Source organism: Streptosporangiales bacterium (assembly GCA_009379955.1).
Classification (GTDB): Bacteria; Actinomycetota; Actinomycetes; order Streptosporangiales; family WHST01; genus WHST01.
Window position 1 is genome coordinate 1 of sequence record WHST01000019.1, and the last position, 10,698, is coordinate 10,698.

Consider the following 10,698-nt stretch of genomic DNA (forward strand, 5'->3'; position numbering starts at 1 on the left):
CGGGCGCGAGGCACCGCCCGCAGCGACGCACCACCATCCACCCACGACCAAGCTCAGCGGCATCCAGCCGGTGAGCCAGCCCACCATGCCCAAGCTCACCTCAAGCCCGGACTTGACTTCGACCTCATAGGTTGGTCAGTCCAGGGTGACGACCGTGCCGGTGTGCCTGGCGCGCTCGGCGGCCCAGACGACCCGGTGCGACGCGAGGCTGTCGCGGGGGCTGGTGCGGATGTGGCCGGGCTCGCCGGTGGCCAGGGCGTCGAGGAACGCGGTGACGATGCCGCCGTCACCGCCGCCGTGGCCGCCGGCCGCGGTCGCGTCGCCTCCGGCGTGGGCGTCGATCGTCTCCGTCGTGCCGTCGCGGAAGTCCAGGACGGACAGGTGGACGCCGTCGCCCTCGATCCGTCCGTGCGTGCCGAAGATCCTGGTCTTGCGGTGCGCCGCCTCGGCGAACGCGGTCATGGTGAACGACGCGGTCATGCCGCCCTCGTACTCGAGGCTCACGACCTGGTGGTCGACCACGTCGTTGTCGCCGGAGTAGACGCAGCGTCCGTACGGTCCCTCGCGCAGCTCCCTGGTGAGGGCCTGGTCGCTCGGGTCGTGCGACACGACGGACACCGGCCAGCGCCGCCGCTCCTCCGGCGTGCGGTCGAGGTAGATCTTCCTCGCCGAGTACGGGCACGCCGGCTCGGCCGGGCAGTCGAGGCAGCGTTCCGTGGCACCGGCGGGCGCGTTCTCCGGCCGGAAGTGGTGCAGCGCGCCGAACGACGACCCCCGCCGGACCCGGGTGCCGGCGACGCTCGCCAGCCAGTCGATGTCGTGGCACGACTTCGTCATCAGCATCGGACCGACCTCGGAGCGGTGCCAGTTGCCGCGGACGAACGAGTGCGCGTGGTGCCACCAGCCGACGGGCTCGAGGTGCTCGATGCCCACGACGCCACCGATCCGACCCGCGTCGAGGAGGGTGTCCAGCGCCCGGCTGTAGGGGGTGTAGCGCATGACGTGGCACACCGCGCAGGTGACGCCGGCGCGCTCGACCGCGTTGACGATGCGCAGGCAGTCCGCCTCGCTGGTGGCCATCGGCTTCTCCAGCAGCAGGTGGTAGCCGCGCTCGGCGAAGGCGACGGCGGGCTCGACGTGGTCGTGGTCCAGGGTCGTGACGGTCACCGCGTCGGCGAACCTCGGTCGCGCGGCGAGCTCGCGCCAGTCGGCGACGCAGGAGTCCGCGTCGACGCCCAGCTCGGCAGCGAGTGCCTCGCGCCTGGCGTCGCGCGGCTCGGCGACGGCGACCACCCGGGCACGCCCCGACGCCGTCGCCAGACGGGCGTACGTGCTGCCCCTGTTGCCGGCGCCCACGATCACGAGGCGTAAGGGCTCACCCGGGCCGGTCTCCCCTTGCTGGTTGCGTTCCGTGACCATTCTCGTCCTTCGTCTCAGCATGCGAAATGCACCGGTCCGTCATGTTGATCTTGTCGATCTTGCCGCACGCGGTTCGACAGACTTGGGATCATGCGCCCTAAGCCGGAAGTGGAGCCGAGCAGCTTCTTCGACCTCGACATCCGCGTCGGCCGCGTCGTGGACATCCGACCACACGACACGGCACGCAAGTCCGCGTACGTGGTCGACGTCGACTTCGGCCTGCTCGGGGTGAGGACGACGAGCGCGCAGGTCGCGCACTACGAGGTGGAGCAGCTGCGCGACCGGTTGGTGGTGGGAGTGGTCAACATCGGCAGCCGGCAGATCGCGGGGGTCAGGAGCGAGTTCCTCATGCTCGGGGCCTACGCGAGCGACGGCCGGGTCGGCTTGCTCTCCGTCGACCAGCCGGGGCCGGAGCCCGGTGACGTGGTCGGCTGACGTCTACAGTTCGGCGTCGATGCCCACGGCGTCGAGCAGGGTGCGGAGCTTCGCGGACGTCTCGCGCACCTCGTCCGCCGGCACCGATCCGTCGACGATCCCGGCGCCCGCGTAGAGCCGGAGCCGCTCGCCCTCGATCTCGGCGCTGCGGACCGTGACCACCCACTCGCCGTCGCCCGCGGCGTCCTGCCACCCGACCATGCCGGTGTAGTAGCCCCGGTCGAACGGCTCGAGCTCGGCGATCGTGTCGTGGGCCAGGTCGGTCGGCGTGCCGCAGACCGCCGGGGTGGGGTGCAAGGCGCAGGCGACGTCGAGCGAGCTCGTCGACGGGTCGGCGAGTACGCCCTCCAGGCGGGTGGCGAGGTGCCACATCGACCGTGTGTTGACCAGCTCGGGACCCGGCGGCACGGAGAGGCTGCGGCAGAACGGCCGCAGCAGGCGAGCGACGTCGTCGATCACGACGGCGTGCTCGTGCCGTTCCTTGGCCGACTGGAGCAGGGCCTGCGCCCGCTCCCGGTCCTCGCGGTGGTCGGCGCTGCGCGCGGCGGAACCCGCCAGCGGGTGGGCCACGATCCGGTCGCCCGCCCGCCTGACGAGCAGCTCCGGGCTCGCGCCGAGAAAGGTACGCCGACCACCCGGGCCGGCCGGCACGTCGATGGCGAAGGTGTAGCCGCCGGGGTCGCGCGCGGCCAGCGAGGTGAGGACGGCACGGACGTCGATGCCCGACGACACGGTCACGTCGACCGCGCGGGCGAGCACGACCTTCTCCAGCTCCGTGGCGGCGAACCGGCGTACGGCCTCGGCCACCGCTCGCGCGTAGCCGTCCGGGCCGAGGTCGTGCCGCTCCCGCCACTCGTGGACCCGGGGGACGTCGACGCGCAGGACGGCCTGCGGGCTCAGTGGTGGAGCACGGTGCACGGTCTCGGGGACGACCAGGTGCGCCGGTTGCGCGTGGTCGAACGGCACGGCGCCGAGGACGATCGCGTCGGGGTCGCCGCCGGACGCGACGAGCTCCCCGGCCCGTTCGGCGAGCGTGGCCCAGTCACCGGCCGTCCCCGTCACGGGAAGCCGGGCGCGTACCCCCTCGGTCAACAGGCCACCACTCGGCGAGGTGTAGTACGACCTCCCGGGGCCGTACGCGGCCAGCAGATCCTCCGGCACGGCCTCGATGGCCGCCTCGTCGAGCGTCATCGGAACCCCCAGATCTCTGCGCCGCCCGTGTCCCAACCTAGTGCCCTGCGTGCGCGTCACCCAGGCGCAGCCGGCCGTTCGTGAACCGGCGGGCCGCCTCGCCGGCCGCGGCGAGGTCCTCGTCGCGGCGCACCGCGAACGCGACGTCACAGCCGAGCTCGTTCCGCACCCGGGTGAGCCACGGTCGCTGGTCGAGCGGCAGCCGCGCGAGCTCGCCCGCGCCGATCCCGACGACGACGCGGACCGCGCGGACGCGTCCGCGGCGCAGCAGCCCCGCCGGTGCCTGCGCGACGTCGAGCATCTGTACGCGCTCCCACGGCACGTGCAGCGAGTAGGTACGCGACGCCACGACGAGGTCGATGCCGTCCGCGGTGAGCCGGGCCGGCGTGACCGGACGGCCCGGGCCGGTGAGGAGCGAGAACGCGACCGTGGCCCCGGCGGCGACGATGAAGCCGGCCAGCGCGATGAACCACAGGACTGCCATGGCGCTCGTGGCCCACGCTGGTGCCGCGACGTCGAACGCGATCACGACGATGAGGCCGAGGACCTGGGCGAGGAGGATGGCGCCGCACACGGCCGCCAGGCAGAACGACAGGAAGGTGGCCCATGACCGCCCGGCTCGCAGAACGGTCACGTCCCCGGTGTCGGTGCGCAGCACCGCCGGCAGGCCGGGTGGGAGGGTCGTGAGCAGCCGCACCCGCCCGCCCGACGCCTCGCGGACGAGCGCGTCGATCGCGGTGACGTCCGCTGCGAGGAACTGCGCGAGGATCGCGACGTGCCGACGGTCGGCGTCCGACACCACGACCAACGGCGACCGTCCGGGTGCGACGTCCGGGAGCCCGTCGACGGCGAAGCAGACGTGTTCCGCCCGTGGTCTTCCGCGCGCGGCGATCCAGCCGTCCCGAACCGCTTCCCAGGGGACCACCCTCCGCCCGCCGCTGGGCAGGTCCACGACGAGGCCGGTCGGCGAGACGCCGAGCGGCGGGCGTTGCATGCCGCCCTTGGTCCTGCTCGCGAGGAAGATGAGGGCGAACACGACGAACACCAGCGCGGCGCCAACTCCGCGGGGCCCCAGGACGCGCAGGAAGAGCACGGCGAGGACGGCGCCCGCCGCGAGTGTCACGGCCGCGGGCCACAGGGCTCGCGCTCGCGCGACCGGGACGTACCGCACGTCGGCGGGCGGCGCCGGCACCGTCAGTCGCCGAGCAGGTCGAGCGTGACGGCGGCGTGGGTGGCGACGCCGACGCTCAGCGCGTCCTCGTCGAACACGACCAGGTTCGAGTGGTTCCAGGCGGTCGACGCGGGATCCTCGCTCGGCAGGCAGCCGCCGAGGAACGCCATCGCGCCCGGGTGCCGCTGCAGGAGGTACGAGAAGTCCTCGGCGCCCATGATCGGGTTCTCCATGCGGCGGACGCCGTCGGCGCCGAGCAGGTCGCCGGCGACCGTGTGGACGCGCTCGGCGAAGTCCGCGTCGTTGACGGTCACCGGGTAGCCGGGTTCGATGCGGACGTCGACGGTCATGTCGTGGGCGGCGGCGACTCCCGCGGTGACGCGGTGGATGTGCTCCCGCACCGCGACCCGTACCTCCTCGGACAGGGTGCGGACCGTGCCCTCGAACACCGCGGTGGACGGGATGACGTTGGTGGTCGTGCCCGCGGTGAGGTGTGCGACCGTCACGATGGCCGGGTCGAACGCCTTGACCCGCCGGGTCATCACCGTCTGTAGCGCGGTGACCATCTCGCACGCGACCGGGATCGGGTCGTTGGCGAGGGCGGGCGCCGACGCATGGCCGCCCCGGCCCTCGACGGTCACGAAGAACGTGTCGGTCGCCGCGAGCTGAGCGCCGGGTCGGAGCGCGACGACGCCGGAGCGTTCCGCGGTGGTGATGTGCAGGGCGAATGCGCCAACGACGTCGCCGACGTCGTCGAGCAGACCCTCCTCGAGCGCGATGCGCGCACCGCCGTGGGTCTCCTCGCCAGGCTGGAAGAAGAACACGACGCGCCCGCCGAGCTCGGCGCGGCGCGCGCTCAGCAGGCGGGCCGCGCCCGCGAGCATCGCGACGTGGGTGTCGTGGCCGCATGCGTGCATCGCGCCGTCCACCTCGGACGCGAACGGCAGGCCGGTGTCCTCGTGCAGGGGCAGCGCGTCCATGTCGCCGCGCAGGATCACCGTCGGCCCGGGCCGGGCGCCGTCGAGGACGGCGACGACCGCGGACGTCCGCTCGGACAGGCGCTGCGCCAGGCCGAGGTCGGCGATCTCGGCCAGCACCGCTCGCCGCGTGTGCGGGAGGTCGAGACCGATCTCGGGGCGGCGGTGGATCGTGCGGCGGAGCTCCACCGTGCGGTCGTGCAGGGCGCGCGCGTCGTCGAGCAGGCGAGGGAATCGAGGCATGTCGCGAGTATGCCGCTCTGGCCTCCGGCGGCCCAGCGCGGCATGATCGTTCGCGGCCCATCGTGACGATCTCGACCGAGGGGACAGCACCGGCTCGCAGAACGCCGGGCTGTGGGTGGTCGGCGCCGCCTGCGCGTCGCGCCGAAGGTGGACGCGCCCGGCGGCTGAGCCCTCTTGCATGTTCCATGTGTTCAGTACATGCTGAACACATGGAACGGGAGTCGGGTGGCTGGCAGCCGAGCGACGACGAGCTCGCCTTCGTCGAGGAGGTCGCCCTCGTCTTCGAGCGGATGGGTCTCGTCCGGATGACCGGGCGCACGCTCGGCTGGCTGATGATCTGCGACCCGCCGGAGCAGACGTTCAACCAGGTCGTGGCGGGACTCGGGGCGAGCAAGGGGTCGGTCAGCGGGGCGCTGAAGACCCTCACGGGCGCGCAGTGGGTCGAACGGTTCGGCCGTCCGGGCGAGCGGCGCGATCTCTACCGGATGCGCGAGGGGGGCTTCGAGGAGCTGACCTGGGCGCAGCTGCAGGGTGTCGGCCACTTCGTCGACCTGGCCGCGCGCGGCCTGGCGATGATGCCCGGCGACCGGGAGGACAGGCGCCGCCGGCTGCAGGGGATCCACGATCTCTTCGCCTGGCTCGACGCGGAGATCCCCCGGATGCGCGAACGCTGGGACCGGCGGCGGAAGGGGTGACGCCGATGGGCGACGGACCGGTCATCCGCACCGAGCGACTCACCAAGCGGTACGGCCGCGCGCGTGGGGTCGACGGGCTCGACCTCGTGGTCGAGCGGGGCGAGGTCTTCGGGTTCCTCGGCCCCAACGGGGCGGGGAAGAGCACGACGATCCGGCTGCTGCTCGACCTGCTCCGCCCGACGAGTGGTCGCGCGGAGCTCTTCGGCACCGACCCGCGGGCGGGAGGTGCCGCGCTGCGGCGCCGGTTGTCGTACCTCGCCGGCGACTTCGTCGTCGACGGCAGGCAGTCCGCAAGGGAGCTGCTCACATACCTCGGCCACCTGCGCGGCGGCGTCCCCGCCGCACGCATCGACGCGCTCGCGGAGCGGCTGGGACTCGACCTCGGCAGGCGAGTGCGCGCGATGTCGAAGGGCAACCGGCAGAAGGTGGGCCTGGTCCAGGCGTTCATGCACGAGCCCGAGCTGCTGATCCTCGACGAGCCCACCAGCGGTCTCGACCCGCTGGTGAGCCAGGAGTTCCTGGCGCTCACGCGGGAGGCGCGCGCGGGCGGGCAGACCGTCTTCATGTCGTCGCACATCATGAGCGAGGTCCAGCAGACGGCCGACCGCGTCGGCATCATCAGGGCGGGCCGGCTCGTCACCGTGGAGAAGGTCGAGACGTTGCGCCGCCGCGCCGTCCGCGACGTCGAGGTGCGGTTCGCCGAGCCGGTCACCGCTACCGAGTTCGCCTCGATCCCGGGCGTGGGCGCCCTGACCGTCACCGGGCATGTGCTCACCTGCCGGCTGGGCGGCAGCGCGGACGGCTTCGTCAAGGCGATCGCCCGCCACGACGTGCTGAGCCTGCGCTCCGAGGAGCCCGACCTGGAGGAGCTGTTCCTCCACTACTACGCCGATGCGGGGACGAGCGATGCTGCGTAACGTCTTCACCAAGGCGGTCTGGGACCAGCGCAGGTCGTTCCTCGCCTGGGCGGTCGCGGTCGGCCTCGTCGTCGCCATGTACGCGGCGTTCTACCCGTCGATGAACACCCCGGAGATGGCCAGGTCGCTCGAGGCGTTCTCGCCCGAGGTGCTGCGGGCGATGGGCATGACCGACGTGTCGTCGCCCGTCGGCTACCTGGAGTCGAGTGTCTTCGCGCTCGTCGTGCCGATCCTCGTGCTCGTCTTCGCCGCGGGTCTCGGCGCCCGCACCGTGGCCGCGGACGAGGAGACCGGCACGCTCGACCTCGTCCTCGCGCATCCGGTCGGTCGGGTCGCCCTGGCACTGGAACGGCTCGCCGCCGCGCTCGTCGGCATGCTGGTGTTCTGCGCCGGCGTCTGGCTGGCCCTCGTCGCGACGAACGGCCCGGCCGAGCTCGACCTCGGCGCCGGCGACCACGCCGCGATGGCCGTGCACCTGGCGATGCTCGGCATGACGTTCACGGCTCTCGGCTTCGCCGTGGGCGCGGTCACCGGACGCCGGGCACCTGCCGTCGGCGCCGTCGCGGTCGTCGGCGTCGTCGCGTACGCCTGCAACACCGTCGTCCCGATGATCGAGGGCATGGGCTGGGTGCGGAGGGCGTCGGCCTTCTACTACTACGCGGAGAGCTCGCCGCTGCGCGGTGGCGTCGACCTCGGCCATCTCGGCGTGCTGCTCGCGGCGACGCTCGTCCTTGTCGGAGCCGGCACGGTCGTGTTCGACCGGCGCGACATCGCGACCTGAGCGCGGCGGGTCACCAGGAGAACGAACCGAGCAGCGTGCCGACGCCGTACGTCACGGCCATCGCGACGGCGCCGCCGAGCACGTTGCGCCAGACCGCGCCCCCGCGCGGTGCCTTGCCGAGACGTGCGCTGACCGAACCGGTCAGGGCGAGGGCCGCGACGACGGCGGCGAACGTCACGACGATGCGCAACGGTGCCGGGACGAGCGTGATCGCGAGGAGCGGCAACAGGGCACCGACCGTGAACGCGAGGAACGAGGCGAGCGCGGCGTACCACGGGTTGGTCAGCTCGTCCGGGTCGAGGCGGAACTCGAGCGCGGCATGCGCGGCGAGGGCGTCGTGGTCGGTGAGCTCGGCGGCGACCCGTTCCGCGAGGTCGCGGGACAGGCCCCTGTCCTCGTACATCCTGGTGAGCTCCTCGAGCTCGGCCGCGGGTTCCTCGGCGAGCTCGCGGCGTTCCAGGTCGAGCATCGCGCGCTCGGTGTCGCGCTGGGTGCTGACCGAGACGTACTCGCCGACGGCCATCGACATGGCGCCCGCGAAGAGTCCCGCGACGCCGGCGGTGACGATCGCGCCGGTCTGCGTCGTCGCACCGGCCACGCCGACCACGATGCCCGCCGTCGACACGATGCCGTCGTTGGCACCGAGGACGCCGGCGCGCAGCCAGTTGAGCCGCTGCCCGAGCCCCTCGCGATGCGGCTCGTCATGGCCCGTGTCCTCAGGCTGCGTCCGTGCGCTCACGCCGTTCACGGTAGGTCGGTGCCCGGTCACCCGCCAGCAAGGCAAGGCTCTCCTGATGTGCGAGGGTTGTCGGTCATGACCCGGAAAACGTCGCCCACGGTCCTGGTCGTCATGGGGGTGTCGGGGTCCGGCAAGACGACCGTCGGGCGCCCGCTGGCCGAACGGTTGGGCTGGCGCTTCGTCGAGGGTGACGAGCTCCACCCGCCCGCCAACGTCGCGAAGATGCGGTCGGGCGAGCCACTGACCGACGACGACCGGTGGCCGTGGCTGGGCAGGGTCGCCGAGGAGATCGACGAGGACATCAGGTCCGGACGCAGCGCCGTGGTGACGTGCTCGGCGCTCAAGCGCGCGTACCGGGACGTGCTGAGCGCGGATCGGCCCGAGGTCGCGTTCGTCCACCTCCACGCCACGAGGGAGGAGCTCGCCGACCGGGTGTCGCACCGCACGCACGAGTACATGCCGGCGTCGCTGCTCGACAGCCAGCTCGCGGCGCTGGAGCCACTCGGCACCGACGAGCGCGGTGTCGTGGTCGACGCGACGAAGCCCGCCGACACGCTCGTGGACGACCTCGCGGCGAGGTTCGCCGCGTGACGGTCGGTTCTCCGCCCGCACCGTTGCGTCCGAGGAACTGGTGGCGATAGCTACCAGTGTTTCGGACGTGACGGGTCACCCTCGCCGGCCACGGGCCAGAGCGACGCGCCAAGATAGGAGAAGCGAGTGTCGGCGGGAAGGCGCATAATCTCGGGCATGACAGAGGTCCTTCTCCTGGCAGGCACCCGCAAGGGTCTCGTGATCGCCCGCAGCCAGGACGGGCGCAGCCGCTGGCAGGTCGAGCCGATGCGGTTCATGATGAACGCCGTCTACGGGGTCGGCATCGACACCCGGCGGGCGACGCCGCGCCTGTTCGCGTCGGCCGACAGCGAGCACTGGGGGCCCTCGGTCTTCCGCTCCGACGACCTCGGCGCGACGTGGACCGAGCCCGAGTCGGCGCCCGTCCGGTTCCCCGAACGCACCGGCGAGGCACTGCGCCGGGTCTGGCAGATCCAGCCCGGCGCCGAGTCCGAGCCCGACGTCGTCTACGCCGGGTCCGAGCCGAGCGCGCTGTTCCGCTCCGCCGATGGTGGGACGACGTTCGAGCTGGTCGAGGCGTTGTGGGACCACCCGCACCGGTCGCAGTGGGGCGCGGGGTTCGGTGGGCAGGCGATCCACACCGTCCTCCCGCATCCGACCGACCCGCAGCGTGTCACGGTCGCCATGTCCACCGGCGGCGTCTACCGCACGGCCGACGGCGGGTCGAGCTGGGCGCCGGCCAACAAGGGCATCGCGGCGGAGTTCATGCCCGACCCGTTCCCGGAGTTCGGTCAGTGCGTGCACAAGGTCACCAGTCACCGTGATCGACCCGACCGGATGTACGCGCAGAACCACGGCGGCGTCTACCGCACCGACGACGGCGGCGGTTCGTGGCAGCCGATCGAGGACGGGCTGCCGACCAACTTCGGCTTCCCGATGGTGGTGCATCCGCACCGGCCCGACACCATCTTCCTCTTCCCGGTCATCTCCGGTGGTGAGCGCATCCCGCCCGGCGGCGCGTGCCGCGTGTGGCGGTCCGACGACGCGGGCGCCAGCTGGCAGTCGTTCGGCGAGGGACTCCAGCAGGAGGGCTATCACTCGGTCGTGCTGCGCGACGCGATGTGCGCCGACACCGCAGATCCCGCCGGGGTGTACTTCGGCAGCCGCAACGGCGAGCTCTACGCCAGCCGTGACGAGGGCGAGAGCTGGCAGCTGCTCGCGCGCAACCTGCCCGACGTCCTGTCCCTCCGAGCGCTCGTCCTGTGATGCGTATCGCCGTGGTGGTGCCGGGTGCCCTGCGCCAGTTCACCGCGGGGGAGTCCAGGATCGAGCTCGACGTGCCGGCCGACGCCACGGTCGGCACCGTCCTCCAGACCCTGGCCGCCGACCGGCCGACACTGCACCGGCGCATCCAGGACGAGGCCGGCGGGCTGCGCCGTCATGTCAACGTCTTCGTCGGCGACACCAACGTGCGCGACGCCGAGCTGCTCGACACCCCGGTACGCGCCGGCGTCGACATCACCGTCCTGCCGTCCGTCTCGGGAGGCTGACCTCACCGCT

12 protein-coding genes are annotated in these 10,698 nt (G+C 72.5%); 7 read left to right on the plus strand and 5 right to left on the minus strand.

Annotated features, from left to right (window positions below):
* Positions 1–135: 135 nt before the first annotated feature.
* Positions 136–1,419, minus strand: a complete 1,284-nt coding sequence (locus GEV10_08155; GenBank protein ID MQA78437.1) for a gfo/Idh/MocA family oxidoreductase — start codon at positions 1,417–1,419, stop codon at positions 136–138.
* 90 nt (positions 1,420–1,509) lie between these two features.
* Here GEV10_08155 and GEV10_08160 point away from each other — a divergent pair, with 90 nt between their 5' ends.
* Positions 1,510–1,854: a tRNA-binding protein gene (locus GEV10_08160; GenBank protein MQA78438.1), complete on the plus strand. Its 345-nt coding sequence runs from the start codon at positions 1,510–1,512 to the stop codon at positions 1,852–1,854.
* 3 nt (positions 1,855–1,857) lie between these two features.
* Here GEV10_08160 and GEV10_08165 read toward each other — a convergent pair whose 3' ends face one another.
* Genes GEV10_08165 through GEV10_08175 form a run of 3 tightly spaced genes read right to left on the minus strand, consistent with a single transcriptional unit; the run spans position 1,858 to position 5,436 of the window.
* Complete coding sequence (locus GEV10_08165) at positions 1,858–3,045, minus strand: isochorismate synthase (protein MQA78439.1); 1,188 nt, start codon at positions 3,043–3,045, stop codon at positions 1,858–1,860.
* Between the two features lie 37 nt (positions 3,046–3,082).
* Positions 3,083–4,237 (minus strand): hypothetical protein, encoded by a 1,155-nt coding sequence (locus GEV10_08170; GenBank protein MQA78440.1) that lies wholly within the window; start codon positions 4,235–4,237, stop codon positions 3,083–3,085.
* A 2-nt stretch (positions 4,238–4,239) separates the two neighbouring features.
* Positions 4,240–5,436 (minus strand): amidohydrolase, encoded by a 1,197-nt coding sequence (locus tag GEV10_08175; GenBank protein MQA78441.1) that lies wholly within the window; start codon positions 5,434–5,436, stop codon positions 4,240–4,242.
* Between the two features lie 209 nt (positions 5,437–5,645).
* Between GEV10_08175 and GEV10_08180 the strand changes: the two genes are divergently transcribed.
* The 3 genes from GEV10_08180 to GEV10_08190 are packed head-to-tail and all read left to right on the plus strand — an operon-like array spanning position 5,646 to position 7,829.
* Positions 5,646–6,131 carry a MarR family transcriptional regulator gene (locus GEV10_08180; GenBank protein MQA78442.1) on the plus strand — a complete coding sequence of 162 codons (486 nt, stop codon included), beginning with the start codon at positions 5,646–5,648 and terminating at the stop codon, positions 6,129–6,131.
* A 5-nt stretch (positions 6,132–6,136) separates the two neighbouring features.
* A complete protein-coding gene (locus GEV10_08185; protein MQA78443.1) occupies positions 6,137–7,048 on the plus strand; it encodes an ATP-binding cassette domain-containing protein in 912 nt (303 codons plus the stop codon).
* The gene (locus tag GEV10_08190; GenBank protein ID MQA78444.1) at positions 7,023–7,829 is read left to right on the plus strand and encodes an ABC transporter permease subunit; all 807 of its coding nucleotides are present in this window, start codon (positions 7,023–7,025) and stop codon (positions 7,827–7,829) included. The genes GEV10_08185 and GEV10_08190 overlap by 26 nt, the downstream gene beginning before the upstream one ends.
* A 10-nt stretch (positions 7,830–7,839) precedes the next feature.
* Here the strand turns inward: GEV10_08190 and GEV10_08195 are convergent, their stop codons facing one another.
* Positions 7,840–8,568: a VIT family protein gene (locus GEV10_08195; protein ID MQA78445.1), complete on the minus strand. Its 729-nt coding sequence runs from the start codon at positions 8,566–8,568 to the stop codon at positions 7,840–7,842.
* Between the two features lie 75 nt (positions 8,569–8,643).
* Between GEV10_08195 and GEV10_08200 the strand changes: the two genes are divergently transcribed.
* The 3 genes from GEV10_08200 (at position 8,644) to GEV10_08210 (ending at position 10,688) form a co-directional block, all read left to right on the plus strand.
* The gene (locus GEV10_08200; protein ID MQA78446.1) at positions 8,644–9,159 is read left to right on the plus strand and encodes an AAA family ATPase; all 516 of its coding nucleotides are present in this window, start codon (positions 8,644–8,646) and stop codon (positions 9,157–9,159) included.
* A 156-nt stretch (positions 9,160–9,315) separates the two neighbouring features.
* On the plus strand, positions 9,316–10,404 hold the full coding sequence (locus GEV10_08205; protein ID MQA78447.1) for an exo-alpha-sialidase: 1,089 nt from the start codon (positions 9,316–9,318) through the stop codon (positions 10,402–10,404).
* Positions 10,404–10,688, plus strand: coding sequence for a molybdopterin synthase sulfur carrier subunit (locus tag GEV10_08210; GenBank protein MQA78448.1), 285 nt, complete (start codon positions 10,404–10,406; stop codon positions 10,686–10,688). The genes GEV10_08205 and GEV10_08210 overlap by 1 nt, the downstream gene beginning before the upstream one ends.
* The last annotated feature ends 10 nt before the right edge of the window (positions 10,689–10,698 follow it).

Bases quoted from the DNA above. Each gene is read 5' to 3' on its own strand.
- GEV10_08200 (MQA78446.1), top strand. From the start codon at position 8,644: ATGACCCGGAAAACGTCGCCCACGGTCCTGGTCGTCATGGGGGTGTCG.
- GEV10_08180 (MQA78442.1), top strand. From the start codon at position 5,646: ATGGAACGGGAGTCGGGTGGCTGGCAGCCGAGCGACGACGAGCTCGCC.
- GEV10_08190 (MQA78444.1), top strand. From the start codon at position 7,023: ATGCGGGGACGAGCGATGCTGCGTAACGTCTTCACCAAGGCGGTCTGG.
- GEV10_08155 (MQA78437.1), bottom strand. From the start codon at position 1,419: ATGGTCACGGAACGCAACCAGCAAGGGGAGACCGGCCCGGGTGAGCCC.
- GEV10_08160 (MQA78438.1), top strand. From the start codon at position 1,510: ATGCGCCCTAAGCCGGAAGTGGAGCCGAGCAGCTTCTTCGACCTCGAC.
- GEV10_08210 (MQA78448.1), top strand. From the start codon at position 10,404: ATGCGTATCGCCGTGGTGGTGCCGGGTGCCCTGCGCCAGTTCACCGCG.
- GEV10_08185 (MQA78443.1), top strand. From the start codon at position 6,137: ATGGGCGACGGACCGGTCATCCGCACCGAGCGACTCACCAAGCGGTAC.
- GEV10_08175 (MQA78441.1), bottom strand. From the start codon at position 5,436: ATGCCTCGATTCCCTCGCCTGCTCGACGACGCGCGCGCCCTGCACGAC.
- GEV10_08205 (MQA78447.1), top strand. From the start codon at position 9,316: ATGACAGAGGTCCTTCTCCTGGCAGGCACCCGCAAGGGTCTCGTGATC.
- GEV10_08165 (MQA78439.1), bottom strand. From the start codon at position 3,045: ATGACGCTCGACGAGGCGGCCATCGAGGCCGTGCCGGAGGATCTGCTG.